The organism is Halomonas sp. LMYGS-3, from assembly GCF_059509875.1.
The window spans coordinates 237,358-261,839 of record NZ_JCAKFQ010000005.1 but is presented as its reverse complement, the minus strand read 5'-3'; the positions used below and the strand labels follow the sequence as shown (position 1 = coordinate 261,839).

26 protein-coding genes and 1 tRNA gene are annotated in these 24,482 nt (G+C 68.5%); 11 read left to right on the top strand and 16 right to left on the bottom strand.

The annotated features are described in order from the left end of the window. Window positions 1-427: 427 nt before the first annotated feature. Window positions 428-622 carry a hypothetical protein gene (locus AC5W54_RS07255; protein WP_495961395.1) on the top strand — a complete coding sequence of 65 codons (195 nt, stop codon included), beginning with the start codon at window positions 428-430 and terminating at the stop codon, window positions 620-622. Between the two features lie 77 nt (window positions 623-699). Here the strand turns inward: AC5W54_RS07255 and AC5W54_RS07250 are convergent, their stop codons facing one another. Next, a complete protein-coding gene (locus tag AC5W54_RS07250) occupies window positions 700-1,509 on the bottom strand; it encodes a Tim44 domain-containing protein (RefSeq protein WP_495961394.1) in 810 nt (269 codons plus the stop codon). 106 nt (window positions 1,510-1,615) lie between these two features. Here AC5W54_RS07250 and AC5W54_RS07245 point away from each other — a divergent pair, with 106 nt between their 5' ends. Then, window positions 1,616-2,191, top strand: a complete 576-nt coding sequence (locus AC5W54_RS07245; protein ID WP_495961393.1) for an isochorismatase family protein — start codon at window positions 1,616-1,618, stop codon at window positions 2,189-2,191. Window positions 2,192-2,205: 14 nt separating this feature from the next. Here the strand turns inward: AC5W54_RS07245 and yaaA are convergent, their stop codons facing one another. Both yaaA and AC5W54_RS07235 read right to left on the bottom strand, forming a co-directional pair. After that, entirely contained in the window at window positions 2,206-2,985 is a 780-nt protein-coding gene (gene yaaA / locus AC5W54_RS07240; protein ID WP_495961392.1) for a peroxide stress protein YaaA, read from the bottom strand. A 113-nt stretch (window positions 2,986-3,098) separates the two neighbouring features. After that, window positions 3,099-4,130: an NADP(H)-dependent aldo-keto reductase gene (locus tag AC5W54_RS07235; protein WP_495961391.1), complete on the bottom strand. Its 1,032-nt coding sequence runs from the start codon at window positions 4,128-4,130 to the stop codon at window positions 3,099-3,101. Window positions 4,131-4,371: 241 nt separating this feature from the next. Here AC5W54_RS07235 and AC5W54_RS07230 point away from each other — a divergent pair, with 241 nt between their 5' ends. Continuing rightward, window positions 4,372-4,887 carry a tetratricopeptide repeat protein gene (locus AC5W54_RS07230; RefSeq protein ID WP_495961390.1) on the top strand — a complete coding sequence of 172 codons (516 nt, stop codon included), beginning with the start codon at window positions 4,372-4,374 and terminating at the stop codon, window positions 4,885-4,887. Window positions 4,888-4,952: 65 nt separating this feature from the next. Further along, entirely contained in the window at window positions 4,953-5,453 is a 501-nt protein-coding gene (locus tag AC5W54_RS07225; protein ID WP_495961389.1) for a hypothetical protein, read from the top strand. A gap of 11 nt (window positions 5,454-5,464) precedes the next feature. On the opposite strand, the gene AC5W54_RS07220 is transcribed toward AC5W54_RS07225, so the two are convergent. The 9 genes from AC5W54_RS07220 to AC5W54_RS07180 form a co-directional block, all read right to left on the bottom strand. Further along, window positions 5,465-6,436 carry an NAD(P)H-quinone oxidoreductase gene (locus AC5W54_RS07220; RefSeq protein ID WP_495961388.1) on the bottom strand — a complete coding sequence of 324 codons (972 nt, stop codon included), beginning with the start codon at window positions 6,434-6,436 and terminating at the stop codon, window positions 5,465-5,467. A gap of 32 nt (window positions 6,437-6,468) precedes the next feature. Further along, on the bottom strand, window positions 6,469-7,023 hold the full coding sequence (locus AC5W54_RS07215) for an LOG family protein (protein WP_495961387.1): 555 nt from the start codon (window positions 7,021-7,023) through the stop codon (window positions 6,469-6,471). Between the two features lie 136 nt (window positions 7,024-7,159). Continuing rightward, complete coding sequence (locus tag AC5W54_RS07210; RefSeq protein ID WP_495961386.1) at window positions 7,160-7,285, bottom strand: hypothetical protein; 126 nt, start codon at window positions 7,283-7,285, stop codon at window positions 7,160-7,162. 54 nt (window positions 7,286-7,339) lie between these two features. Next, the gene (locus AC5W54_RS07205) at window positions 7,340-7,861 is read right to left on the bottom strand and encodes a DUF501 domain-containing protein (protein ID WP_495961385.1); all 522 of its coding nucleotides are present in this window, start codon (window positions 7,859-7,861) and stop codon (window positions 7,340-7,342) included. Then, window positions 7,833-8,159 carry a hypothetical protein gene (locus tag AC5W54_RS07200; protein WP_495961384.1) on the bottom strand — a complete coding sequence of 109 codons (327 nt, stop codon included), beginning with the start codon at window positions 8,157-8,159 and terminating at the stop codon, window positions 7,833-7,835. The genes AC5W54_RS07205 and AC5W54_RS07200 overlap by 29 nt, the downstream gene beginning before the upstream one ends. 85 nt (window positions 8,160-8,244) lie before the next feature. After that, window positions 8,245-8,715, bottom strand: coding sequence for a Cys-tRNA(Pro) deacylase (ybaK, locus tag AC5W54_RS07195; protein WP_495961383.1), 471 nt, complete (start codon window positions 8,713-8,715; stop codon window positions 8,245-8,247). Beyond that, the gene (locus tag AC5W54_RS07190; protein WP_495961382.1) at window positions 8,712-9,119 is read right to left on the bottom strand and encodes an acyl-CoA thioesterase; all 408 of its coding nucleotides are present in this window, start codon (window positions 9,117-9,119) and stop codon (window positions 8,712-8,714) included. The genes ybaK and AC5W54_RS07190 overlap by 4 nt, the downstream gene beginning before the upstream one ends. Window positions 9,120-9,187: 68 nt before the next feature. Further along, the gene (locus AC5W54_RS07185; protein WP_495961381.1) at window positions 9,188-10,000 is read right to left on the bottom strand and encodes a hypothetical protein; all 813 of its coding nucleotides are present in this window, start codon (window positions 9,998-10,000) and stop codon (window positions 9,188-9,190) included. 58 nt (window positions 10,001-10,058) lie between these two features. Beyond that, window positions 10,059-10,493: a hypothetical protein gene (locus tag AC5W54_RS07180; RefSeq protein WP_495961402.1), complete on the bottom strand. Its 435-nt coding sequence runs from the start codon at window positions 10,491-10,493 to the stop codon at window positions 10,059-10,061. Window positions 10,494-10,564: 71 nt separating this feature from the next. Here AC5W54_RS07180 and AC5W54_RS07175 point away from each other — a divergent pair, with 71 nt between their 5' ends. Then, window positions 10,565-11,758 (top strand): MalY/PatB family protein, encoded by a 1,194-nt coding sequence (locus AC5W54_RS07175; protein ID WP_495961380.1) that lies wholly within the window; start codon window positions 10,565-10,567, stop codon window positions 11,756-11,758. On the opposite strand, the gene AC5W54_RS07170 is transcribed toward AC5W54_RS07175, so the two are convergent. Continuing rightward, the gene (locus tag AC5W54_RS07170; protein WP_495961379.1) at window positions 11,752-12,687 is read right to left on the bottom strand and encodes a tetratricopeptide repeat protein; all 936 of its coding nucleotides are present in this window, start codon (window positions 12,685-12,687) and stop codon (window positions 11,752-11,754) included. The genes AC5W54_RS07175 and AC5W54_RS07170 overlap by 7 nt on opposite strands. An 81-nt stretch (window positions 12,688-12,768) precedes the next feature. Between AC5W54_RS07170 and AC5W54_RS07165 the strand changes: the two genes are divergently transcribed. Continuing rightward, window positions 12,769-13,539, top strand: a complete 771-nt coding sequence (locus AC5W54_RS07165) for a DUF3750 domain-containing protein (protein WP_495961378.1) — start codon at window positions 12,769-12,771, stop codon at window positions 13,537-13,539. 330 nt (window positions 13,540-13,869) lie between these two features. Here the strand turns inward: AC5W54_RS07165 and AC5W54_RS07160 are convergent. Beyond that, window positions 13,870-13,946: transfer RNA gene (locus tag AC5W54_RS07160), tRNA-Met, on the bottom strand. A 193-nt stretch (window positions 13,947-14,139) separates the two neighbouring features. On the opposite strand from AC5W54_RS07160, the gene phbB reads away from it, so the two are divergent. Next, entirely contained in the window at window positions 14,140-14,886 is a 747-nt protein-coding gene (gene phbB / locus AC5W54_RS07155; RefSeq protein ID WP_495961377.1) for an acetoacetyl-CoA reductase, read from the top strand. Window positions 14,887-15,009: 123 nt separating this feature from the next. Here phbB and AC5W54_RS07150 read toward each other — a convergent pair whose 3' ends face one another. After that, window positions 15,010-17,781, bottom strand: a complete 2,772-nt coding sequence (locus tag AC5W54_RS07150) for a DUF349 domain-containing protein (protein ID WP_495961376.1) — start codon at window positions 17,779-17,781, stop codon at window positions 15,010-15,012. A 260-nt stretch (window positions 17,782-18,041) separates the two neighbouring features. On the opposite strand from AC5W54_RS07150, the gene minC reads away from it, so the two are divergent. From minC to sbcB, 4 genes are all read left to right on the top strand, one after another. Beyond that, a complete protein-coding gene (gene minC, locus AC5W54_RS07145; protein WP_495961375.1) occupies window positions 18,042-18,785 on the top strand; it encodes a septum site-determining protein MinC in 744 nt (247 codons plus the stop codon). 79 nt (window positions 18,786-18,864) lie between these two features. After that, on the top strand, window positions 18,865-19,683 hold the full coding sequence (minD, locus tag AC5W54_RS07140; protein ID WP_495961374.1) for a septum site-determining protein MinD: 819 nt from the start codon (window positions 18,865-18,867) through the stop codon (window positions 19,681-19,683). Beyond that, complete coding sequence (minE, locus tag AC5W54_RS07135) at window positions 19,680-19,931, top strand: cell division topological specificity factor MinE (RefSeq protein WP_102588074.1); 252 nt, start codon at window positions 19,680-19,682, stop codon at window positions 19,929-19,931. Before minD ends, minE begins: the two co-directional genes overlap by 4 nt. Before the next feature lie 76 nt (window positions 19,932-20,007). Next, window positions 20,008-21,498, top strand: coding sequence for an exodeoxyribonuclease I (gene sbcB, locus AC5W54_RS07130; RefSeq protein WP_495961373.1), 1,491 nt, complete (start codon window positions 20,008-20,010; stop codon window positions 21,496-21,498). Window positions 21,499-21,579: 81 nt separating this feature from the next. On the opposite strand, the gene AC5W54_RS07125 is transcribed toward sbcB, so the two are convergent. Further along, complete coding sequence (locus AC5W54_RS07125; protein WP_495961372.1) at window positions 21,580-24,474, bottom strand: insulinase family protein; 2,895 nt, start codon at window positions 24,472-24,474, stop codon at window positions 21,580-21,582. Window positions 24,475-24,482: the final 8 nt, after the last annotated feature.

Here is a 24,482-nt window from a genome sequence, read left to right as displayed (position 1 = left end):
AGTGAAACCGCTCAGCGCCGATGGTAGTGTGGGGTCTCCCCATGCGAGAGTAGGTCATCGTCAGGCACCTTTTCAGAAACCCCGGCCATTGGTCGGGGTTTCGTCGTTCAGGGGTCTCCCACGGACCCGTTTGTCGGGAACAAACGGGAACCGCTTCAGCGGGCCCGAAGGGCGAGTCTCAGAATGAGACGAGTAGAGTAGCGGAGCGCCGCCCGAGTCATCGTCAGGCACCTCTTCAGAGAAAACCCCGGGCATTCAGTGTTCGGGGTTTTTGCGTTTCCGATCGATGAGTTTTGGGTTGTCGCGTGTCAGTTACATAGTGTTTCAGGAGGTAGTGGTCATGCCTCTTCAATTCGGCTAGGGTCTTCAAGGGATTGCCCATATGACAAGACATTAGTGGATATAACGCTCTCAGGAGGAGACGACCATGAAGACCGATATGCTCAAGAGGTTTGGCCTGGTACTGCTGATCGCCATGATGGCCGGGGGACTGGTGGCCTGTCAGGATGACCCGGGCCCGGCCGAGGAAGCCGGCCAGAACATCGATGAGGCAATGGAAGATGCCGGGGAGAGCGTCGAGGAGATGGGCGAAGAGATCCAGGATTCCGCCGAGGGGAATTGACCACGGGGCGTCGTCAGGAATCGATGCAGGAGGCCGGGCGATCACCCGGCCTCATGTCGTTCGGTCGGGGCAAACCCTCAGTCGTTCTGCTCGATGCCCTGCACGTACCAGGGAGCGCCGTCGCGCAGCTCGCGGACCAGGTGCCAGGTCTCGTTGAACTCGTTATGCTCCCCGTTCTCGTCGAGGATGCCATGGAAGATTACCGTGGCCTCGGCCCGCTGTCCCTCCTCGCATATGGCGCCCAGCTCGGCGAACAGGCGTATGACCTCGGTGCGGTTGTTGGCCGGGTGGTCGGTGCGCTCGGCACGCAGCAGGTTGTAGAGCTCGGGTGTCACGTACTCCTGGATGCCGGCGAAATCGTTATTGTCCCAGGCGCGTTGCAGGGTCATGAAGTGCTCCTTGGCACCGGCAAGGAAGCGTTCGCGGTCGAACCATTCGGGCTCACCGGCAAAGGGCGCGCCACTGCCCTGGAAGGCAGTGTCGGTCTGGAAGGCCTGGGGTTGCACGCGAGGTGCCGGCTGGCCGACTTGGCCGGCAGCCACGGCGGGGCGACGGCGCGCCAGCAGACGAAACAGCAGGAAAGCCATACCGGCGACCAGCAGGATATCCATCAGGCGCAGTTCGTCGAAGGCGCCACCGAAGAACAGTGCGGCGAGCAGCCCGCCGGCGAGCAGGCCGCCGAGCATACCGGGCATGCGCGAGCCGGCTGCCTGGGCGGACCCCGGCCGTGTGGGTGCCGCCTGGCTGGGGGCAGCAGCAGGGCGCTCCACGGTGCGGGACTGGGTGCCGAAGCTCTTGCCGCCGCCGAGGCGACGGGCGTCGGCGTGTTCCACGGCGAGGCCGAAGCCCAGTACACCGACCACCAGCATGACGAGAAGATGGCGCATTCAGAGGTCTCCATTCAGGGATGTGTGCAGCAGGGTAAGCTTCAGGTCGAGCCATTCTAGCGGCTATGCTGGTCGCTCACGACAACAATGATGCGGGAGAGCGTCGATGCGCCTGATACGTGAACAGAGTCTGATGCTGATCGTCGACCTGCAGGCCGGGCTGTTGCCGGTCATCGAACATGGCGATCAGGCGGTAACGGAAGCCGCCTGGCTGGGCGGGCTGGCCACATCGCTGGCCGTTCCGGTGTGGGTCACCGAGCAATACCCCCAAGGGCTCGGCGGTAGCGAGCCACGGCTACTGGCGGCGCTCCCGGACCATCGGCGGTGGCAGAAGGTCCACTTCGGCGCCCATGAGGAGCCGGAGTTTGCCGCGGCGCTCGGCGAGAGCGGGAAGCGGCAGGTAGTGCTGTGCGGTGCCGAGGCCCATATCTGCGTGATGCAGACAGGTCTCGGCCTGCTGGAAGCGGGCTATGAGGTCTACTGGCTGGTGGAGGCCACGGCGAGTCGCCGTGCCGACGAGGCACACCTGGCGCGGGAGCGCATGGTGCAGGCCGGTGCCGTGGCGGTGAGTGCCGACATGGTGGCCTACGAGTGGCTGCAGCGCTGCGACGACGAGCGCTTCAAGCAGACCCACCGGCACTTCCTCAAGGGTCGCTCGGCGCGCCCGCTAGTCTTTGCGTAGGCCGGTGCGCCGCGTCAGGCGGCGCCTTCCTCGCGGGTGAAGACCAGGGTATCGCCGTGGGACATGGCGGCGCTGAAACGATAGCCGGCGACGTCGAACCCCTTGAGTCCTTCCGGATCGTCCAGGCGTTGGCGGATCATCCAGGCGGCCATCAGGCCGCGTGCCTTCTTGGCGTAGAAGCTGATGATCTTGAACTGGCCGTTCTTCTCGTCCTTGAACACCGGGGTGATCACCCTGGCCGAGAGACGCTTGGGGTCGATCGCCTTGAAGTATTCATTGGAGGCCAGGTTGACGAGCACCGGGCTGCCGCTGGCGGCCACGGCCTTGTCCAGCTCCGCGGTCAGGGGCTCCTTCCAGAAGGCGTAGAGATCCTTGCCGGCGGGGTTGCCGAGGCGGGTGCCCATCTCCAGGCGATAGGGCTGGATCAGGTCGAGGGGGCGCAGCAGGCCGTAGAGCCCGGAAAGGATGCGCAGGTGATCCTGGGCGAAGGCATTGTCGTCGTCGCCAAAGGTGTCGGCTTCCAGGCCGATGTAGACGTCGCCTTTGAAGGCCTGGACGGCGGGTTTGGCGTTATCGGGGGTGAAGGGTGTGTGCCACTCCTCGAAGCGCGCCACGTTGAGTCCGGCGAGCTTGTCGCTGATGCCCATGAGCTCGCTGAGCCGCTGCGGGGAGTAATCACGCAGGATCTCGATCAGTTCGCGGCTGCGATCGAGGAAGTCCGGTTCGGTATGCAGGGCCGTGGTGGCCGGTGTCTCGAAGTCCAGCGACTTGGCGGGCGAGATCACACTCAGCATGGGGGCGCTCCTGTACCTGGGGATGGGGCCTGTCGGCGATGCCCCGAGTATACCAAGCCGCCCGCCTGCCGTGGGCTATCGCCTCGATAGCCCGCCGCATTGTCTCGACGGGGTCAGGGCGCGGGGTTAGGCAGGCGTCGATGCACCTCCTCGATGGCGTCCAGTACGCCTTGCTCGAGCCTGAGCGCTTCGCTCGCCAGGTCGTCTTCCAACTGCTCCATGGTGGTGGCGCCGATGATGTTGCTGGTAAGAAAGCTGCGCGAATTGACGAACGCCAGGGCCATCTGCGCCGGGTCGAGGTCGTAGCTCCGGGCGATCTCGACGTAGGCCCGGGTCGCCTCTTTGGCGAGCGGGTTGGTGTAGCGCTGGAAGCGTTCGAAGAGGGTGAGGCGGGCGCCTGCGGGTCGAGCGCCGTCGAGGTACTTGCCGGAGAGCATGCCGAAGGCCAGCGGCGAGTAGGCCAGCAGCCCCACGTTTTCGCGATGGGCGATCTCGGCCAGGCCCACCTCGAAGGTGCGGTTGAGCAGGTTATAGGGGTTCTGGATGCTCGCGACTCGTGGCAGGCCGAGGGTCTCGGCGAGGTGCAGGGCACGCATGACCCCCCAGGGCGTGTCGTTGGACAGTCCGATGGCGCGGACCTTGCCGGCGTCCACCAACTCCTTGAGCGCCGAGAGCGTTTCCTCGAGAGGCGTGCTGTCCTCCTCCTCGTCGTGCTCGTAGCCGAGCCGTCCGAAGAAGTTGGCGCGACGATCCGGCCAGTGCAGCTGGTAGAGGTCGACGTAGTCGGTCTGCAGGCGGGAGAGGCTCTCGTCGATGGCCTGCCGGAGGTGCTCGCGGGTCAGGCGCGGCCCGCCACGCACATGCTCCAGGCCCGGGCCGGTGGCCTTGGTGGCGAGGATGATGTCGTCGCGGGAGCTGCGGCGCTTCAGCCAGCTGCCGATGTAGGCTTCCGTGCGCCCCTGGGTCTCTGCCTTCGGCGGCACCGGATACATCTCGGCCGTGTCGATGAAGTTGATACCGAAGGCCACGGCCCGGTCGAGCTGCTCGTGGGCGTCGGCCTCGCTGTTCTGCTCGCCGAAGGTCATGGTGCCCAGGCAGAGTCGGCTGACCTCGATGCCGGTGTCGCCAAGCGGTCGCGTCTGCATCCGTCATTCCCCTTGCAAGGCTCTTGTGTCTTGGAAACGTCTGGTCCGGAATCGGCATGGTAGCGGCAGGGCGACCAAGGCAGCAAATGCAGGGGGTTGAGTCGCCGCCGGGGCGGGCGTATGCTTGCGGCCCGTTGCCCCGGCGGAGACCGCAGGGCAGTCGTCACCGTATGCGAATGACGCCGCACACAGGGTAGTGGGCGATGTCGTCTTCGGCACCACAGGACCAGGGTTGCTTGCCATGCCTCAGGCATCATCACTGTTCACCCGGCTCGAATACCGTCTGGCGGAGCAGCTGTTCCATACACGCTGGCTGCCTCGTTCGCCGCGTACCCAGAAGCTGACCATGCACCTCTTCCAGCGCTGCGCCGATGCCGGCCACCCGGCGGCGCTGTCGCTCTACGGGCACATGCTCTTCCATCGCGGCGTCAGCCCCCAGGACAAGGCGCGAGGCGCCCGCTACGTGCTCGAGGCGGCCCATGCCGGGGATACCCGCGCCCAATACCAGGCCGGACAGATTCATGAGCACGGGTGTGCCCTTTACCCGCGCCGTGATGATCACGCCGTGACCTGGTACGCCCGCGCCGGCGAGGCCGGCCACCCCCTGGCCGCCGGCCGCCTGGCCAAGGCCTACCGTCAGGGCGAACTCGGCCTGCCGGTGGATGCCGAGCGCGCCGATTACTGGCAGCGGCTGGCCGATCGCCAGGCGGGCTTCACCGACCCGCTGGACAGCACGGAAGCCCAGACGCGACACTAGGTCATTCGCGGGCCTCCACGGCCCTTGCCATCGACCCGGTGCCTACCTCGAGGATCCGCCTTCCCGTGACGCTACCGACACTGCTGGATATCGAAGCGTCCGGTTTCGGGCGTGGCAGTTACCCCATCGAGGTCGGCCTGGCCCGTTCCGATGGCAGCACCTGCGCCTTCCTCGTGCAGCCCCTGCCGGAGTGGACCCACTGGGATCCCAAGGCGGAGCTGCTGCACGGGATCAGTCGTGGCCGGCTGGAGCGCGAGGGGTACCCGGTGCGTCAGGTGGCGTGCTGGCTCAACGACGAACTGGTCGAGGTGGGGCTCGCCTACAGCGACAGCTGGGGTTACGACAATACCTGGCTATCGCTGCTCTTCCACCATGCCGGCATGTTGCCGGCGTTTCGTCTCGAGGCGCTGCGCATGCTGCTCAGCGACGAGCAATTGCGGCTGTGGAAGACCACCAAGGAAGCCCTGGTGCGCGAGCTGGGTATCCATCGCCACCGCGCCGGCGACGACGCCCGCCTGCTGCAGCTCACCTACCAGCGGACCCGCGAGCTCGCCGATGAGGCCTGAATCGGCCCTCCCTACCTCTCGCCGCTGACCGACAGCAGTACCTTGCCGATATTGGCATCCCGCTTCACGTGTTCGTGGGCCGCTTCGGCCTCGGTGATGGGCCAGGTGCGGTCGATCAGCGGCTCGAGTTCGCCGCTGGCCAGCCTCGGCCAGACCTGGGTCTGCAGGGCAGCCAGGATGGCGCCCTTGGCCGCCGGCGGCTTGGCGCGCAGGGTCGAGCCGATCAGCCGCTGGCGCTTCATCAGCATCCGTCCCAGGTCCAGCTCGGCGCTCCGCCCGCCCATCAGCCCGATCAGCACCAGGCGGCCATCGGCGTTGAGTACCCGTTGGTTGTCGGCGAGATAGCTCGCGCCTACCGGGTCGAGGATCAAGTCGGCGCCGCCCCAGGCCTTCACCGCCTCGGCGAAACTGCCGTCGTGGCGGTTCCAGCCCGCTTCGGCGCCCAGGGCGCGGCACGCCGCGAGTTTCTCTTCGCTGCCCACGGTGACGAAGCAGGGATGGCCGAAGGCCCGACACAGCTGGATGGCGGCCGTACCCACGCCGCTGGCGCCGGCATGCAGCAGCACCCGTTCCCCTGCCGCCAGGGCCCCCTCCATGAACAGGTTGAGCCAGGCGGTGGCGTAGACCTCGGGCAGCGCCGCGGCTTGGCACAGGTCGAAGCCCTCGGGAAGCGGCAGCAGCTGGCGGGCGTCGACCACCACTTCCTCGGCGTAGCCGCCCCCCGCGAGCAGCGCACAGACCCTGTCGCCCACCCGCAGGCCCTCGACGCCGGGGCCGGCCTCGGTCACGATGCCGCTGACCTCGAGCCCGAGGGTCTCGCTCGCCCCGGGCGGGGGCGGATAGTGCCCGGCGCGCTGCATCAGGTCGGCGCGGTTGACCCCGGCCCAGGCCACGCGGAGGCGTACCTGGCGACTCTCCAGCGGGCCCGGTCCGGTGACCTCCTGCCAGCGCAGGCGTTCTCCGTCGAGGGTGATGGCGTGCATGGCGTTGGCTCCTTGGGGCATGAATGGGAGTCTCAGGCGATGGCCGCCAGTTGCGCCTCCAGGGCGTCGAGCAGGGCGGCGGGTTCGGTAGCATCGATCAGCTCGGCCCGGGTGCGGCCGTTGAGGAAACCGTGCTCCACGGTGCTGTCGAGAAAGGCCAGCAGCGGGGAATAGAAGCCACCGGTGTCGAGCACACCGATCGGCTTGTCGTGCAGGCCCAGGTAGTGCCAGGTCCAGGCTTCGAAGAACTCCTCCAGGGTGCCGATGCCGCCGGGCAGCACGATGAAGGCGTCGGCATGGGCGGCCATGCTCGCCTTGCGCTCGTGCATGTTGCGCACCCGGATCAGCTCGCTGAGGGCATGGTGGGCCTGCTCGCGCTCCACCAGGTGGTCGGGCATCACGCCGATCGCGGTACCCCCTCCGGCCATGACGGCATCGGCCAGGGCACCCATCAGGCCGATGCGTGCCCCGCCGTAGACCAGGGTGTGGCCGCGACGGGCGAGTTCGCCGCCCAGTTGCCGGGTGGCCTCGAGGAATTGCGGGTCACGGCCGTCGCGTGAGCCCAGGTAGACGCAGAATCTCGACATGCTCTTCTCCTTGGCAAGGTGTCCATCCTAGCGCCGCGGCGGTGGTCTCGGAAGCCCGTGCCCTGTTCCCGTCTCCCCGAATGCGCGAAGGGCGCCGACATGGCGCCCTTCGCAAGGTGATGGCCGGCAGTTCGGTTCAGCGCGAGCCACGGACCGCGTCGTGCTTCATGGCCTGGCGCAGCAGCGAGATGCCCACGCCGGTGATCACCACCATACTGGCGATCAGGGCGAGGCTGGCAATCACATGGGTATCGACGTACATGCAGGGGTTCCTTCTCTGGGGAGTGGTTCTTCGGGTTGATGGGAACGGGGGGGCTCAGGACAGGCAGTCGGCGACCCCGTACTCGGCATCCAGCCACTGGCCGATGACGTTGTCGCCGCACAGGTGGTGGGCATACTGGGTATGCAGGCAACGCACCTGGTCCCAGTTGCCGATGCCGCCGATGCCACGCTCGCGGAGCACGCCGTCGTAGCCCCGGCGGATGACGTCGGCCTCCTGCGCCTCGCTCATGAAGCGCCAGCGCGCCGTGACGTAGTCGCGATGGCTACGGTGGTAGGCGGCGAGGAAGTCGGGGTCGTCCTGCAGCCGGGTCTCGAGCCGCTTGATCACACCGGCGGCCTCGATATGCGAGAGCTCGACCTTGAGGCGCTCGGAACTGAGCCAGTAGAGGGTCGGGAAGGGCTTGCCGTCGACGATGGGGGCCATGCGCAGCACCAGTGGGGTGCCGTCGCCATCGGTGGCCGCAACGGCCTCGATGCCCCGCGGGGCGCGGCCCAGCTGCTCGGCGATGATGGCCAGCTGGCGCTCGTCAGGAGTCTGGTCGGTGCGGATCACCATCGTCGGGGTCCCGTACAAACTTGTTCGAACGGCCGACGGCCAGGAAGAAGGCGCGGGTGAGCTGCTCGGGCGTCGGCACATAGTGCCACTGCCGCTCGCAGTACTCGCCCGCCCTGGCCATCAGCACGTCATGGAGGCGATTGAACGGCGCATCATAATCGTAAGGATCGGCGCCGAACAAGCGGATGTGCGGGTAGTCGGCGAAACGCTCCATGAAGAAGCGGATCAGGTCCGCCTCCACGGCGCGGTGGCGGGCGACGTTGTCGGGGTCCAGCCAGAGGTCGTAGCGGATGGCCATGACCGGCTCCTGTCGTGGGGGTATCCCGGCCCTTGCCGGGGTGTATCCATGGGACAGCGCAGGGCTCGATTCGGCTCGCCGGCGTTCAGGCCCTGGCGAGCGCGACCAGGCGTGCTCCGGTGAGGCGCATCAGGTCCCGCGGGGCCAGGCGAATCTCCAGCCCGCGGCGTCCACCGCTGACATGGATCGCCGCGAACCCGTCGGCGCTGGCGTCGAGGAAGGTGGGCAGACGCTTCTTCTGTCCCAGCGGGCTGATGCCACCGAGTACGTAGCCGGTGGCGCGCTCGGCTGCTGATGCCTCGGCCAGGACCGCCTTGCGGGCGCCGGCCACCCTCGCCAGGGCCTTGAGGTCGAGCTGGCCCGAGACCGGCACGATGGCCACCACCAGACGGCCGTCGTCGAGGCGGGCGAGCAGGGTCTTGAACACCTCGTCGGGCGACAGACCGAGGGCGCGGGCGGCCTCTTCGCCGTAGGCCGGCGTACGTGGATCGTGTTCGTAGCTGGCAAGGGTGAAGGTCGCTCCGGCCTTCTCCAGCGCCTTGACCGCCGGCGTCATGCGTCCGCTGGCTCCTCCTGCAGGTGGGCCTCCAGTGAATCGCGCAGCTCGCCCTCGATGGGGATGGCGCGCTTGGCCTGGTGATCGAAGTGTACCATCACCGTATGGCCCAGGTTGGTCAACTGACCGTTCTGCTGCGCCTCCTGGCTCACCGTGAAGGAGCTGTTGCCGAGCCGCGAGACGTAGGTGCGGATCTCGATTTCGCTGCCGTACTGAAGCTCGGCCCGGTAGTCGACCTCCATCCTCGCCATGATCAGTCGCCACTTGCGCGGGTCCAGGTCCGGGGTGAAGAGCCGGAAGAGGTCGTTGCGGGCCAGCTCGAACCAGGCCGGCAACCGGGTGTTGTTGACGTGGCCCAGGGCATCGGTGTCGTAGAAGGCGGGCTCGATGGTGCGCACGAACATCGGGAGTTCCTCGTCGGGTGAGCGTGGTCGGATTCGATAGGACAGCTTTATCCCTAGCAAGCGCTCGGTCAAGTCTTCGTGGCGAGCCGTGCGGCCCACCAGGCCTGCAGGCGGGTCCAGCCGAGCAGCCACAGGGTGGCGACCAGGAAACCGGACAGGGTACCCAACGCCAGCCCCAGGGTGTCGTAGGTCAGCGAGACGCACAGGGCGTAGGCGAGCAGGGAGCCGAGCCCGGCCGGATAGTGCTTGATCACCGTGGCCACCGGGGCGGGGCCGTGGGCCAGGTGGAGAATCACCAGAAAGGGGTACATGGTGATCGGGAAGGCCGCCATCACGCCGGCCCAGGCCGCCGGCAGCACATGGGCCAAGCCGGTAATGGCGAAGATGAGCGTGGCGGCGAGCAGGGCACGCAGTGCCAGGGCCGGCCAGGCGACCGTGCCGCGGGCTACGACCCGGGTGTCTGGCACCCGGCGGTAGAGGCGGAGGAAGACGACGATGGCCACCAGGGTGGTCAGGGTGCCGGTGAGCCGGGTGAATGCGACCTGGGTCAGCAGCAGGCTGGTGAGGAGGAAGGCGGCCAGGCCCCCGGCGGTACCGGCGAGCACGCCGAGGGCGCCGTCACGGCGGCCACACAGCAGGTAGCCGCCGCCCAGCGCGAGGGTGGCCGTGAAGCCCGCGAGGGTATGCACGGCACTCTCGGCGGCGAAGGCTGGTGAGAGTTCCAGGCCGATGAAGAACAGCGCGATGGCGGTACCCAGGGGATAGCCCGCGAGCAGCCCGGCGACGCGGGGGCTGACGCGCACGGCGATGGCGCCGAGCCCGAGCACCATGGCGATGGAGACCAGCAGCTTGGCCAGCTGCCAGCTCAGAGGGACATCCATGGGGGCGTTCCTTGTTCCAGTGAGGGCGTCGACGCCGGGCAGGCCGTCATGACGCCGATCAGACCAGGCGTAGGCCCTGCCGGTCGGTCCATGCCGCCTTGAGGGCGGTGCCCAGGGGGTCGCGCAGATGCTCGGGCAGGGCGCGTTCGGCGGTCTCGAAACTGTCGAAGTCGCGGTTGCGCAACCAGCAGTAGGCCCAGGCGCAGGCCTCGTCGTCGCTCTCGGGCATCGGCCGCGCCGGCATCTGCACCAGCAGAAAGGTGGCGGTGCGTGCCGCCCACAGCGGAATGGCGTCGCCGGCATCGGGCGCGCTCCAGGCGATCAGGGTGGCACCCGACGGGGTCGCCTCGGGTTCGCCGAGCTTGGCTACCCGTGCGGTCTCGGCAAGAATCAGCGCCAGGCGATCCGTGTCGGCCTGGCCCAAACGCAGCCACTGGCCGAGCAGTGCCGGCAATCCGCGTCGTACCTTGGCATAGAAGCCGCTTTGCGGCATGGTCTCGTTCATCTGATGGTGGTCCCGACTTGGCTGTCCTGACTGGGGCGTTGCGACTGGGGAGAGTACGCATGGACTATGATTTTGCCACGCCCGTGGAGCGCCGCCACCCACGGGGTGGGGACTGGCCCTCGCAGAAGTGGCATCGCTACGGCGACGAGGTGCTGCCGCTGTGGGTCGCCGACATGGATTTCGTCTCGCCGCCGGCGGTGATCGGGGCGCTGCGCGCCCGGGTCGACCACGGCGTCTACGGCTACGGCCTGGTGCCCGACTCGCTGCGCCACACCCTCTGCGACTGGAGTGCCGAGCACTACGGCTGGACGATCGAGCCCGAGTGGCAGCTGTGGTTGCCCGGCGTGGTGCCGGCCCTGCACCTGGCGAGCCTGGCGCTGACCCAGCCGGGCGAGGGGGTGCTCACGCTGACACCGATCTACCCGCCGTTTCTCAAGGTGGCCGAGCGCACCGGCCGACTGCCCCAGCGGGCGGCGCTGCGCGCCCCCGTCTCGCCGGGGGAGCCCTGGCGCCTCGATCTCGAGGCGCTGGAGGCGGCCATCACCCCCGAGACACGGCTGCTGCTCTGGTGCCAGCCCCATAACCCCACCGGGCGGGTCTGGAGCCACGCGGAGCTGGCGGGGCTCGCCGCCCTGGTCGAGCGCCACGACCTGCTGGTGGTTTCCGACGAACTGCACTGCGACCTGCTGCTCGACGAGGGCGCTCGCCACCGTCCGCTGGCGGCGGCCTTCCCCGAGCTCGCCTCGCGAACCCTGACGCTGTGGGCGCCGTCGAAGACCTTCAACCTGGCGGGCCTCACCACCGCCTGCGCGGTGATTCCCGATGCCGGCCTGCGGCAGCGATTCGCCGCCATGGTGCGCGGCCTGCAGCCGGATGGCAACGTGCTGGGGCTGGTGGCCGCCGAAGCCGCCTACGCCCACGGCGACCCCTGGCGGCAGGCCCTGCTCGAGGTGCTGCGCGGCCATCGCCGCGCCCTGGTGGAGCGGGTGGCGCAGTGGCCCGGCGTGCTCATGAGCCCACCGGAGTCGACCTACCTGGCCTGGCTCGATCTGCGTCAGGCACCGGCCCTGGAGGGTGCCGGGTCCCCCCGGCAGGTGCTTCTCGAACGGGCAGGCGTGGCGCTCTCGGAGGGGGCGGACTTCGGCTGGCCGGGTTTCGCGCGGCTCAACTTCGGCACCACCGCCTCCCAACTGGAGGCGGCGCTGGATCGCCTGGACGCCGTGCTGCGCCCCGGGGCCGGAGGCGCTCAGTAGAGCAGGGCAAACAGCTTGCGGCGATAGGTCACCGTCAGGGGGTGGTTGGCGCCGAGGGCATCGAAGACCCGGAGCAGGGTCTTGCGCGCGGCGTCGTCGCCGTAGGCACGATCGGCTTTCATCAGTGCCAGCAGCGACTCCAGGCCGGCCTCGTAGTCGCCATCGGCCACACGGCGCAGGGCGCGCTTGAAGCGGGCCTCGCTGTCGTCTCGGTCGCCCAGGGCGGCCAACTCCTTGGCCGAGGGAGCCTCCTCGCCGAACTCGATGCTGGCGCGCACCCCGCGGGCCGGGGCGGCGTCACGCTCCTCCGGCGGCAGGTTGTCGAGCAACCCTCTGGCATCCTCCGCCTTGCCCTCGGCCACCAGGGCGCGGGCCAGTTCCACCTGATAGGGGTAGTGCTGGGGGTTCTGCTGCACCAGCTGTTCGTAAAGTGCCCGGGCACTGGCGGCATCGCCGGCGGCGAGCGCCTCGGCGGCCTGCTCCTCGGGGCTGGGCGGGGCATCCTCTGGTGCCGGAAGGTAGCGACCGAGCCATTCGCGGACCTGTTTCTCGGGCAGCGCGCCCTGGAAGTGGTCGACCAGCCCGCCCTGGCTGATCAGCTTGACGTCCGGCACCGAACGCACCCCGAGCTGGGCGGCGATCTCCTGATTCTCGTCGATGTTCAGCTTGGCGAGGATGAAGGTGCCCTGGTACTCGCGGGCCAGTTTCTCGAGGACCGGTGTCAGGTTCTTGCACGGCTCGCACCAGGGGGCCCAGCAGTCGAGCAGCACCGGGACCTGCATGGAGAATTCGAGCAACTGCTGGATGTTCTCGCGGTCGACGTCGATGATCACCTCGGCATCCGGGTGGCCCCGATTCGGAGTGGGGCTGTCGCCGGGCGGGGTCTCGACGGCGAGCGGCTCGCCGGTGCGGGGGTCGACGATGGACATGGTCAGTGGCCTTGGGTCAGAGTGAATTTACTCCGGAGATGCGGGTGACGGGTCGGGACTTCAAGGGGGGGGGCGCCTGCGATGAGACGAGTGCTGCACCTGGGGAGCGGTCTGGGGCTGGTGCTGGCACTGCTGCTGGCGGGTCCGCTGTGGATGCTGGCCACCGAGCGGGTCGACGGTGGTGGCCACTGGAGAATGGCGGATCGGGAGCCCGCGGGGCTGGCGCCGACGGCGCTGGAAGCCCCCGAGGCGGTGGTGCAGGTCTATGCGGCGCGCGCCTTCGGCTGGCGCGGTGCCTTCGGCGTGCACACCTGGGTCGCCACGCGGGAGGTCGGTGCCGAGGCCTACCGCATGCATCACGTGCTGAGCTGGCGCCGCCCCGCCCTGGTGTCGCAGTCGACCGCCACCCCCGATCGCGCCTGGTATGGCAATGCCCCGGAACTGCTGGCCGATTATCGCGGTGAGGCGGCCGCGGCGATGATCGCCGATATCGAGGCGGCCGTGGCGTCCTATCCGGCACCGTCGAGCTATCGTGCCTGGCCGGGCCCCAACAGCAACAGCTTCACGGCCTGGGTGGCCCGCGAGGTGCCGGGGCTCGAGGTGGTGTTCCCGGTGACCGCGGTGGGCAAGGACTACCTGCTCGACGGCTGGCTGGCGCCCGCCCCCGGAGGCCGGGGAGTGACCACCGCCTGGGGCGGAGTGTTCGGCGTGACCCTGGGGCGCGACGAGGGCATCGAGCTGACCCTGCTGGGGCTCTCGCTGGGCGTCGACGTGAGGCGCCCGGCGCTCAAGCTCCCGGGCGTCGGCCGGCTGGGCATGGCGCCCGTCATCAAGGGGAGGGGGGAGGGGTAGCGGGGGCCGCTGACCTTGAAACGCGAGGGAACCGACGACGGTCGTCGGTCCAACGAAAAAAGCCGACTCCCGTAGGAATCGGCCTTTTCGGATATTTGGTAGCGGGGGCCGGGTTGGGCGCGGCGACCTTCCCGGGGTGATGGAGGGCTGAGCCCGACGAGCTACCAGGCTTGTTCCAGCCATGCATGAAAAAGGCCAGAACCGGTTGGTTCTGGCCTTTCTCGATATTTGGTAGCGGGGGCCGCTGACCTTGAAACGAGAGGGAACCGACGACGGTCGTCGGTCCAACGAAAAAGCCGACTCCCGTAGGAATCGGCCTTTTCGGATATTTGGTAGCGGGGGCCGGATTTGAACCGACGACCTTCGGGTTATGAGCCCGACGAGCTACCAGACTGCTCCACCCCGCATCGACTGGGGCGTATTTTACATCTTTTTTGATGGGCGTCAAGGGGCTGATTTCAAACGCTCGTCCGGGGTGCCGCTCGTGGTCCATACTGCCGATGATCGCCACGCAGAGGGTGATCGGCAAGACAACACTGGCCCGGGCCGGCCAGCCGGTCGCGGGCAGATAACGTGTCATGAATATCAGGGAGGTAGTCAATGACCACTCAAGCACCCGTCGCCTGGGTCACCGGCGGTACCGGCGGTATCGGCACCGCAATCTGCCGTTCGCTGGCCGCCGAGGGTTTCACGGTAGTAGCCGGATATCACAACCCGGACAAGGCCAAGGCCTGGCTCGAGACCCAGAAGGCCGACGGCTACGAGAATATCGCACTGTCCGGCATCGACCTCACCGACTACGATTCCTGCATGGCCGGGATACAGGAGATTCGCGAAACCCATGGTCCCGTCAGTGTGCTGGTCAATTGTGCCGGCATCACCCGGGACGGCACCCTGAAGAAGATGACCGCCGAGCAGTGGCGCGAGGTCATCGACACCAACCTCAACAGTGTCTTCAACACCTGCCGTAGCGTGATCGAGGACATGCTGGAGGAGGGCTACGGCCGGATCATCAACATCTCCTCCATCAATGGCCGGAAAGGGCAGTTTGGCCAGGTCAACTACGCCGCCGCCAAGGCGGGCATGCACGGCCTGACCATGTCGTTGGCGCAGGAGACCGCCACCAAGGGGATCACCGTGAACACGGTGTCACCCGGCTACATCGCCACCGACATGATCATGAAGATTCCCGAGAAGGTACGCGAAGCGATTCGCGAGACGATCCCCGTCAAGCGCTACGGGACGCCCGAGGAGATCGGCCGTCTGGTCGCCTTCCTCGCCCACAAGGACTCCGGCTTCATCACCGGGGCCAACATCGACATCAACGGCGGCCAGTTCATGGGCTGATCCCCCGAACGTCGTGCTCGACACCCGCGGCCGGAGACCCCGGCGGCGGGCAGAAGCGGCAAGCAGATAGCGCGGGGCCAAGGCCTCGCGCTTTCGCGTTCGTGGCCTCGGCAGGGCAAGGGGTCAGGGGGGCGGCAGGCGGGTCAGGCTCTCCAGCATGCGGTCGAATTCGCCGACCTCCCGGGCCCAGACAGCCGGGGAGACCGGTCCGGTGGCCAGCAGATCGCGCAGCACGCCGTGAAGCTCCTCCGCCCGGGACGGGTCTCGTCCCAGGTTCTCGTTGAGCCGCTCGACCTGGATCGCCAGGCGCAGCGGGTCGTCGCGGTGGCTGACCTGGCCGACCGCAAGCAGCGAGAGGTGCACCCTCAGGCGGGCGAGTCGCTCCTCTATCTCCGCGAGGTCGCCGGGCTGTCGGCGCGCCGCATTGCGCTGGACATGGGCCAGGCGCATGTCCTCGGGTAGCGTCATGTCCGCCGGCGGGTCGACGTCCCGATACGCTTCCCCGGCCAGGCTGGCGGCATCGGCCTCCAGGTGGGACGCCAGGAGTGGCTGGACGTCGCGCCAGCGGTTCACCTCCTCGAGCACCGCCAGGCGCGCCAGGCGCTCGCGACGCGCCCGGACGATGCCCGACCAGCGCCGGCGCATGCCTTCGGTGCGGCGCCCGGAGGGGAGCGGCTCCAGGGCGGCAGCTTCCTGGATGGCGCGCTCCAGTACCTGGTCATCGCGGCTGTCGGCCGGGTGCCAGGCATCGAGGCGATCGATCAGCGTCTGCATCGCGTCCAGGCGCTCCCGGGCCCGTTGGGCGCGGTCGTCGCGTTCGGCCTCGCGGCTGGCGAAGATGCCGTCACAGAGGCTGCGGAACTCTCGCCACAGGGCCTGTTCTTCCCCTCTCGGGGCACGACCCAGTGCTCGCCAGCGCCGTTGCAGCGTCTTGGCCTGTTCGGCGCGCTGGCTGGCGGGCTGGTCGCTTTCGAGCAGGCCCCGGGCCTGGTCGATCAATTGACGCTTGGCCACGGCGATCTCCTCGGCGCGGCGGTCGATCAGCGCCTGGAGCTCATGACGAATGCGGCCGAAGCGGCGCCCGATGGCCTCGGCCTGATCGCGCGGGACAGGGGAGTGGTGGCGCCACTGCTCTCGCGCCTTGTCGCGAATCTGGCGCAGGGCATCCGGGTCGGCCTCGCTGGCGGGCTGGGCGAGCAGCGTCTCGAGTTGCTCGCAGAGAGCCACGCGGGCCTCCAGGTTGCGTGCTCGCTCGGCATCGAGGCGTTTGCGCCAGGGCGCCAGGCGCTCGTGGATGCGGTCCGAGGCGGCGCGGAAGCTGGCGGACTGCTGGCGATTGGCGGCGGCGTCACCCAGCGCCTTCCACTCCTTGACCAGTTGACGATGGCGGCGATCGAGCTCGGCATCGGTCAGCGACGTCTCCTCGGCCAGGGCGTCGATGGCGTGGCATAGCTGGTCACGCTTGGGGCCGGCGACGAAGCCGCGCCAGTCGCGCAACTCGGCGAGCCGGGCCGCGAGGCGCTTGAGGGTCGCCAGTTGGGGCCGGATGCGGGCCTCGGGCAGGCGGTCGGTCTGTTGGCGCAGGCGTTGATGGAGACGGCTGGCGCCCTTGAAGGCGCCGCTCTCGAGCAGGCGCTCGAGCTGTGCTAGGTCGTCGGCAAAGCGGGTCAGGCGGCTCTCCAGGTCGTCGTCAGGGGCGCTGGCGAGGCGGTGGCGAGCCCGCTCCAGCAGCGGAGCGGGGGCCAGGCCCTCGGGCCAGCCGCTGGCTTCCACCAGGGCGGCCAGGCGCTCGTCGTCGCCATCGGCGAGGGCCTGATGGATAGCCTCGGCCCGCTCATCGAGTCTGACCCAGGCCTGGGCGATGCGCTCGTAGCCGGCCAGCGCCGCATCATAGCGTCGTCGCAGGGCCTCGTCGGCCAGGTGCTGGTCGGAGAGGGTCTGCCAGCGGTTGGCCAGCAACTGCTTCTGGGCGCGCAGGCTGGCGACGTCCTGCTCGGTGATACGCTCGCTGCGGGTGAGGGCATCGAGGCTCTCTTCCAGCGCCTCCACCAGGGCCTCGCGGTTCTGGTCGGCATCCTCGCGGCGCTGGTGGTCGGCCTTCTGGGAGAGCTGCCAGGCCTCGTGGTCACCGATCACCTTGCGGCAGCGCAGGCAGGCATCCTGGTAGCGCTGCTCCTGGCCGCTATCGGGCAGGTCATCCAGTGCATTCCACTCGCGTACCAGGTGACGGAAGCGGCCGGCATAGAGCGGCTCCCAGGTGGCCTTGGCCTGCCGCTCCAGCGTCTCGAGCAGTGCCTCGCGGCGCGCACGGGCGGCGGTCAGCGAGGCGGCGTCGGCCCGCAGGCGGTTGAGGCGCTCGCGGGCCAGGCGCATCACCTGGCGGTCGCGACGGGCCGATTGGGCCAGTCTGGCCAGGCCCGTCTCGCTGGTCACCCGGGTCGCGGCGGCGTGGCGCACGGCGGCGATGCCATTGTCGCAGGCCTGGCGAATCAGGGCGTCCTCGTCCTCCAGGCGCGCCAGGGCCGCCAGGCGCAGTTGCTGGTTGTCGCCCTGGAGGGCGATTTCCTCCAGCAGGTCGGGGGTCTCGAGGCGTTCGGTCAGGGCGATGCGGGTCGCCAGCTCGAGTGCCCCCTGGCGTCCGGTCAGCAGAGCGACGAGGCGAGCACGCAGTTCGGGGGAGGGGGCGTCGTCGAGCAGGGCCAGCAGGCGCTCGGGAACGTCGAGACGCGTCAGGGCAGCCTGACGAACCTCGGGGTCGGTGTCCCGGGCCAGCCGTTCGAGGGCCTGGCACTGGTCGGGGTGCGACGGGTCGAGGCGGGCCGTGGCCTGGCGGCGAACCCCGGGGTCGGGATGTTGCCAGCGAGGAGCAAAGAGGCGACGAAAGAGTCCAGACATTGACCTTCCTGACGTGAGAGCGCCGGAGTTGGAGAGGCGCCCAAGACTTGTTGTTGGCATCGGCAGCGGCGTGTGGCCGCGAGATGGATGTATCTAAGCATGCGTCGCGCCTGCGGAAAAGCCCGTCGGGCATGCCGGGTGTGGCCGACTGGAGACACTGACAACCGGTGGTCGCTGAGCTTATGATCAGTTGCAGGGGGCGAGTCACTCGCTTAGCTTTGACTGGGTACCCCGACCATCACCCGACGTGGAGTCCGGCAATGAGTCTCAAAGTGGACAGGGACAGCATGGCGTTCACCTTCAAGGGAGGCATGCTGCCGATGACGGTCATGGAGCTGGCCAGTGCCGATCCCGAGCGCATCCGGGAACAGCTCGCCGGCAAGCTCAGTCAGTCTCCGGCCTTCTTTCAGCATACCCCCGTCGTGCTCAACGTCGAGAAACTCGACGAGCCACACCTGGCCCTGGAGCGCATCTGCGCGGTCTGCCGGGCCCACAAGCTGCTGCCCGTGGCGGTGCGCGGCGGCCCCGATCCGGTCAAGCAGTCGGCCTGGGCGCTGGGGTTGGGCTGGTTCCCGCCCCAGGAGGCGAGTCGGCCCCGCCCGCTGGAGAGCGTGGCCACCGGCGAGCCGGAGGCGAGCGAGACGGTCGAGCAGGGGGCCCTGCCGGGAGTGGCCAGCGGCGGCCGCATCTACCGCGGCACGGTACGGTCCGGTCAGCAGGTCACGGCGCCGGATGGCGATCTGGTGGTGATCGGCGCCGTCAACGCCGGTGCCGAGGTGCTCGCCGCCGGTAGCGTTCACGTCTACGGTGCCCTGCGCGGCAGGGCCCTGGCGGGCATCCATGGCGACCTCCGGGCCGGTATCTTCTGTCGCGAATTGCACGCCGAGCTGCTCTCGGTGGCCGGCAACTACAAGCGACTCGAGGACATCGATCCTCGCCTGCTCGGCACGTCTGTCCAGGTGTGCCTGAGCGACAATCAGCTGGGCATCACGTCGCTGGCCTGATCCCGCTCCGCGGGCCCGGCCGGCGGCGTTTCGCCGTCTCTAGATTCCTTATCTGACCATGACTGACAGGATGCGTAACTTGGCCAAGATCATCGTTGTGACCTCCGGCAAGGGGGGGGTCGGCAAGACAACAAGTGCGGCAGCCATTGCCACTGGCCTGGCGCTGCGGGGCAACAAGACCGTGGTCATCGACTTCGATGTCGGGCTGCGTAACCTCGACCTGATCATGGGGTGCGAGCGTCGCGTGGTCTACGACCTGGTCAATGTCATCCAGGGCGAGGCGGGGCTCAGCCAGGCACTGATCCGCGACAAGCGAGTCGACAACCTGCATATCCTGCCGGCCTCCCAGACCCGCGACAAGGATGCCCTGACCCTCGAGGGTGTCGAGAAGGTGCTCGAGACGCTGGGCAAGGATTTCGACTACATCCTCTGCGACTCCCCGGCAGGCATCGAGCGTGGCGCCCAACTGGCGATGTACTTCGCCGACGAGGCCGTGGTGGTGACCAACCCGGAGGTCTCCTCGGTGCGCGACTCCGACCGCATCCTGGGGTTGCTGGCGTCCAAGACGCGGCGGGCCGAGCGTGGCGAGGAGCCGATCCGTGAGCACCTGCTGATCACCCGCTACAATCCCTCGCGCGTCGACCTGGGGGACATGCTCAATCTCGAGGATATCCGCGAGATCCTGGCGATCGACCTGCTCGGGCTGATTCCCGAGTCCGAGGCGGTGTTGCGGGCGTCGAACCAGGGGGTGCCGGTCACCCACGATGCCGACAGCGATGCCGGCCAGGCCTATGCCGATACCGTGGCCCGCCTGCTCGGCGAGGAGGTCCCGCTGCGCTTCCACGAGTTCCAGAAGAAGGGCCTGTTGAGCCGAATGTTTGGAGGAGGTCGCCGGTGAAGTTGCTCGAGTTCCTGAAGAGAGAGCGCAAGAAGTCCGCGTCGGTCGCCAAGGAGCGGTTGCAGATCATCGTCGCCCACCAGCGCAGCCAGCGCGGCCAGCCGGATTACATGCCGATGCTGGAGAAGGAGCTGCTGGAGGTGATCCGCCGCTATGTCCAGGTCGACGACGATGCCATCAACATCAGTCTCGACAGCGAGGACAATTGCTCGGTACTGGAACTGAACGTCACCCTGCCCCGGGCGTGAGCCTCTTGGCTGAGAGGCGTACGCGGCTGTGCTAGGCTGGTGGCTTTCACGCCTGCACCGTTGGAGAGAGCTGCTCATGGCGCCGCCTCATGCCGCCCCGCTGACCTTCCTGTGGCACGACTACGAGACCTTCGGTGCCGACCCGCGCCGCGACCGCCCCTCCCAGTTCGCGGCCATCCGCACCGATGCCGAGTTCAACGAGATCGGCGAGCCCGTGGAGTGGTTCTGCAAGCCGGCCGATGACTTCCTGCCCCATCCCCAGGCCTGCCTGATCACCGGCATCACGCCTCAGCAGGCCAGTCGCCGCGGCCTGCCCGAGGCCGAGTTCGCCGGCCGTATCGAGGCCCTGATGAGCGAGCCGGGCACCTGTGCCCTGGGCTACAACAGCCTGCGCTTCGATGACGAGGTGAGTCGCCACCTCTTCTACCGTAACCTGCTCGATCCCTATGCCCGGGAGTGGCAGAACGGCAACTCCCGCTGGGACCTGATTGACGTGGTGCGGGCCTTCCATGCCCTGCGGCCGGCCGGCATCGAATGGCCGGTGCGCGACGACGGAGCCCCCAGCTTCAAGCTCGAGGCGCTCACCGCCGCCAACGGCATCGAGCACGTCGGCGCCCACGATGCCCTGGCCGACGTGCGCGCCACCATCGCCCTGGCACGACTGCTGAAGTCGCGTAATCCGAAGCTCTTCGACTACCTGCTGCGACTGCGCAGCAAGCGCGAGGTGGCAAAGCTGCTCGACGTGCCGGGGCGCAAGCCGCTGCTGCACATCTCGCGACGCTATCCGGCGAGCCGCGCCTGCAGTGCCCTGGTGATGCCGCTGGCCGAACACCCGAGCAACCCCAACGGGGTGATCGTCTACGACCTGTCCATGGATCCCGCCCCGCTGTTCGACCTCAGTGCCGAGCAGATCCGACAGCGGGTCTTCGTCAGCAATGACGACCTGGCCGAGGGCGCCGAGCGCATCCCGCTCAAGGTGATCCATATCAACAAGAGCCCGGTGCTCTTCCCGGCCAGCGCCCTGAAGGACGTGGAAGGCCCCAACCAGGGCGACTACGGCGAGATCGTCGCCCGCCTGGGGCTGGACCTGGCCGCCTGCCGCGAGCACTGGAAACACTTGTCTGCCCGACCCGAGGTCGCCGCCCGGGTCGCCGAGGTGTTCGCCGCGCCGCCCCCGGAGGGGCCCCGGGACCCCGACCTGATGCTCTATGCCGGCGGTTTCTTCTCGCCCTCGGATCGCCAGCAGATGCAGCGGGTGCGCGACACCGACCCCTGGGACCTGGTCGGGGCACGGTTCGCCTTCCAGGATCCGCGACTCGAGGAGATGCTGTTCCGCTACCGGGCGCGCAGCTATCCGGAGACCCTCGAGAGCGAGGAGCAGGCTCAGTGGGAGGCGTTCCGCTGGGCACGCATGAACGACGCCGCGCTCTCCAGCCTGACGCTCAAGGATTTCGCCCGGGAAATCGAACGGCTCAACCGGGAGGCGTTGAGCGACCGCGACCGACAGATCCTGGAGGAACTGGTGATGCATGTGGAGGCCATCATGCCGCCACAGGCTTTCGACTGAAGGCAGCAGCGACTGGGGCGTGCGAGCAGGACGCGAGAAGCGCCCGGCCGACAGGCCGGGCGCTTCTCGTTGGTGGGCGGGTCAGTCGTCGGCTTCCGGCATCGGCGTCAGGTGGCGGGTCAGTTCGGCCACGTCGCTGGGCTCGTCGCCCGGGTCGAAGGTGACGTTGGCCACGGCGGCCTCGCGCAGCCGCGACCAGGCCTCGCGCAGGTCGTCGGCCGACACGGCCAGGGCCCGGGCGGCGAGTCGCTCGCGGCGATCGAACTCGGTGTCGCCGAAGGACATCGCCTGCCACAGCCGGTTGGCGCGACTCGAGAGGCTGGTATCGCGTTGCACCAGGCTGTCGTGCACGGCCTGGCGATAGGGCGTCAGGTCATCGTCGTCGAGGGCATCGAGCCGCCCCTCGAAGTCGTCGAGGAAGGCGTCGATGCGCGCCTGGATCGTTGCGCTCTCGGTGTCCGGCGACTGCACCAGCAGGCCGATGCCCGGCGCATCCATCAGTGGCGAGTAGCCGGCACTGACCACATAGCCGAGTTGTTCCTCGGTGCGCAGCCGCTGGTAGAAGGGGGTGTCGATCAACCGGCCCAGCACCGCCAGGCGCGCCTGGCTCTCCAGCGAGCGGTCCGGTCCCTGCAGGTAGCGCAGCACCAGTGATTCCTGGCGGGTGGTGAGCGGGATCAGGGCCGGCAGGTCGGAGTCGGCCCGCAGTGGCACCAGGTCGGGAATCTGCTCCTCGGTCAGGCGGGGCGAGAGGGCGTCGGCCATCAGCCGGGCCTCGCGGGTCGCCAGCTCGACATCCAGGTTGCCCACTGCCATGGCCTCGAGGCGCAGCGCGGTGAGGAAGGCCTCACGGTAGTCGCGCAGGTCGTCGACTTCGAGCTCGCGGCTCGCCTCGAGTAGCGCCTCGGTGGGCCACTGGGGGCGCACCAGGGCTTCGGCGAGGGTACGGTGGGCCTGGCGGTGGAGCGCCGCCTGAGGGGCATTGCGCCACTCCCGTTGCAGCCGGTAGCGCACTCGCTCGAAGGTCGCGGTATCGATCTCGCCGTCCTGGAGCTGTGCCAGCACGCGGTGCATCAGCTGGTCCTGGCGGTCGCGCCAGCCGGAGAACGACAGGGTGATGCCGCGGGCATGGGCGTAGGCCTCGAAGTGCTGGCCGGCGAGCCGGGCCGGGTAGAAGGCCTCGTTGAGGCTGTCGTCGAGCCAGCCGGCCAGCACCCGAGCCAGGGCGGCGTCTCGGGGGCCCGCCGAGGCCGCCGGGTGCTGCAGGCTGAAGCGCCACTCCACCGTGGGCGTATCGAAGGTGGCGTCGCTCATGTGCCACAGGGTGAAGCCCGGCTCGTCGACCACCAGGCGCGGGCGGTCGTGCTGCTCCTCGAGCAGCGTCAGGTCCTCGGCGATATAGGGGTTGGGCTCGGGCAGGGCGAGGCCGACCAGGGGACGGGCATCGGCCGGTTCGTCATCGATCTCGCGCCAGGGGGCGTCGAACCAGGGCGAGACCTGCTCGCCCTCCACATCCGGGGCGCTGTAGAGGCGCAGCAGGTTGTCGCGACGCAGGGCGTCCAGGTAGACCTGGGTCCGCTCGCGGTCGAAGCCGTCCATGCGGTAGGGGGCGTACTGCACGTCCTCCACCGGGAAGCGAGTCAGGTTCATGGCCAGCCGCATGGCGTTGTTGAGCGGTGAGCCGTGCTGCTGGAAGCGGAACTGCTGTTCGGCCAGCCGGGCCTGCTCGTCGTAGCGCCAGGCCTCGAGGCGCGACTCGCGGATCTGCTCGACGGCGGCGAACAGGGTCGCTTCGATCTCGTCGAGCCGCTCGGCCCCGGCAGGGGTCAGGCTGATGCCCACGCTGAACAGCGCGTGGCGGCCGTCGCCGCGGGAGACGCCGGCGGAGAGGCCGTCGGCCCAGCCCGCCTCGCGCAGGACGGCGAGCAGGCTGCCGTCGCCCTCGTGGCCCAGCAGGTGCGCCAGAAGGTCGGCGGGCTTGTGACGGTACTCCTGGATCGGGTCGGGTATCGGGAACAGGAAGCGCAGCTGACGGCTGTCGCGTACCGACTGTATCTCGACGCGTCGCGGCAGGCTGCCCTCCGTGACCAACGGCGTCTCGATCACCGGGCGGGACACCCCATGGTCGGGAATCTCGGCGAAACGTTCGGCCACCAGCGCCTCCAGCTCGTCCAGCGGCTGGGGGGCGATCACTGCCAGGTGCATGACGTTGGCATCGTAGTAGCGCTGGTAGAAGTCGATCACCCTCTCGCGCAGGGACGGTTCGCCATCGGGTGAGGTGGTCAGGGTGTCACGGCTGCCCACGGCGAAGCCGGTGGTGGGGTTCTCCGGGTTGAGTAGCTGGTTGAGCACGTCGTTCTCGCGGCGGCCGTCGTCGCGGATGCGTGCCATGTACTCGGAATGGACGATGTTGCGCTCGCTCTCGAGTCGGTCGGCGTTGAACAGCGGTGCCACGAAGAAGCGGCTGAAGCGGTCCAGGGCACCGGGTAGTGCCTCGGGTTCGATGTCGAAGAAGTAGTTGGTGTCCTGGGGAGCGGTGAAGGCGTTGTGGCTGCCGCCGTGGCGCGTGATGTAGCCCTGATAGGCGTCCGGCGCGGGGAAGGCGTCGGTGCCCAGGAACAGCATGTGCTCGAGGAAGTGGGCCAGGCCCGCCAGGTCCTCCGGGTCCTGGGCGCTGCCCACGCCGACGTTCATCGAGGCGGCGGCCTTGTCGGCCTCGGGATCGCTGACCAGCAGGGTGGTGAGGCCGTTTTCCAGGATCAGCACGCGATAATCGCGGGCGTCGTGAGGGCTGGTCAGGGGCGTGGTGACCTCGGCGACGGCCTCCGTCTCGGCGATGGGTTCCTGGGCCTCGATCGGGGCGAAGGGAAGGGTGAGCAGCAGGGCGCCGGCCAGGGCCAGCAGGCCGAGCGGGCGAATCGGTCGCCGGATGCCGGCATGTCTTGCGGCAATGGCGCTGAGGGCGGCGATGGTCATCGTCTCTC

Excerpts from the sequence above, each read along its gene's own strand:
- AC5W54_RS07230 (WP_495961390.1), top strand. The coding sequence starts at position 4,372 with ATGCCTCAGGCATCATCACTGTTCACCCGGCTCGAATACCGTCTGGCG.
- minC (WP_495961375.1), top strand. The coding sequence starts at position 18,042 with ATGAGTCTCAAAGTGGACAGGGACAGCATGGCGTTCACCTTCAAGGGA.
- AC5W54_RS07215 (WP_495961387.1), bottom strand. The coding sequence starts at position 7,023 with ATGTCGAGATTCTGCGTCTACCTGGGCTCACGCGACGGCCGTGACCCG.
- AC5W54_RS07180 (WP_495961402.1), bottom strand. The coding sequence starts at position 10,493 with ATGCCGCAAAGCGGCTTCTATGCCAAGGTACGACGCGGATTGCCGGCA.
- AC5W54_RS07170 (WP_495961379.1), bottom strand. The coding sequence starts at position 12,687 with ATGTCCATCGTCGACCCCCGCACCGGCGAGCCGCTCGCCGTCGAGACC.
- AC5W54_RS07125 (WP_495961372.1), bottom strand. The coding sequence starts at position 24,474 with ATGACCATCGCCGCCCTCAGCGCCATTGCCGCAAGACATGCCGGCATC.
- AC5W54_RS07210 (WP_495961386.1), bottom strand. The coding sequence starts at position 7,285 with ATGTACGTCGATACCCATGTGATTGCCAGCCTCGCCCTGATCGCCAGT.
- AC5W54_RS07235 (WP_495961391.1), bottom strand. The coding sequence starts at position 4,130 with ATGCAGACGCGACCGCTTGGCGACACCGGCATCGAGGTCAGCCGACTC.
- AC5W54_RS07220 (WP_495961388.1), bottom strand. The coding sequence starts at position 6,436 with ATGCACGCCATCACCCTCGACGGAGAACGCCTGCGCTGGCAGGAGGTC.
- AC5W54_RS07200 (WP_495961384.1), bottom strand. The coding sequence starts at position 8,159 with ATGGCCATCCGCTACGACCTCTGGCTGGACCCCGACAACGTCGCCCGC.
- sbcB (WP_495961373.1), top strand. The coding sequence starts at position 20,008 with ATGGCGCCGCCTCATGCCGCCCCGCTGACCTTCCTGTGGCACGACTAC.
- AC5W54_RS07250 (WP_495961394.1), bottom strand. The coding sequence starts at position 1,509 with ATGCGCCATCTTCTCGTCATGCTGGTGGTCGGTGTACTGGGCTTCGGC.
- AC5W54_RS07150 (WP_495961376.1), bottom strand. The coding sequence starts at position 17,781 with ATGTCTGGACTCTTTCGTCGCCTCTTTGCTCCTCGCTGGCAACATCCC.
- AC5W54_RS07205 (WP_495961385.1), bottom strand. The coding sequence starts at position 7,861 with ATGGTGATCCGCACCGACCAGACTCCTGACGAGCGCCAGCTGGCCATC.
- AC5W54_RS07185 (WP_495961381.1), bottom strand. The coding sequence starts at position 10,000 with ATGGATGTCCCTCTGAGCTGGCAGCTGGCCAAGCTGCTGGTCTCCATC.
- phbB (WP_495961377.1), top strand. The coding sequence starts at position 14,140 with ATGACCACTCAAGCACCCGTCGCCTGGGTCACCGGCGGTACCGGCGGT.
- AC5W54_RS07165 (WP_495961378.1), top strand. The coding sequence starts at position 12,769 with ATGAGACGAGTGCTGCACCTGGGGAGCGGTCTGGGGCTGGTGCTGGCA.
- AC5W54_RS07175 (WP_495961380.1), top strand. The coding sequence starts at position 10,565 with ATGGACTATGATTTTGCCACGCCCGTGGAGCGCCGCCACCCACGGGGT.
- ybaK (WP_495961383.1), bottom strand. The coding sequence starts at position 8,715 with ATGACGCCGGCGGTCAAGGCGCTGGAGAAGGCCGGAGCGACCTTCACC.
- AC5W54_RS07190 (WP_495961382.1), bottom strand. The coding sequence starts at position 9,119 with ATGTTCGTGCGCACCATCGAGCCCGCCTTCTACGACACCGATGCCCTG.
- yaaA (WP_495961392.1), bottom strand. The coding sequence starts at position 2,985 with ATGCTGAGTGTGATCTCGCCCGCCAAGTCGCTGGACTTCGAGACACCG.
- AC5W54_RS07255 (WP_495961395.1), top strand. The coding sequence starts at position 428 with ATGAAGACCGATATGCTCAAGAGGTTTGGCCTGGTACTGCTGATCGCC.
- AC5W54_RS07245 (WP_495961393.1), top strand. The coding sequence starts at position 1,616 with ATGCGCCTGATACGTGAACAGAGTCTGATGCTGATCGTCGACCTGCAG.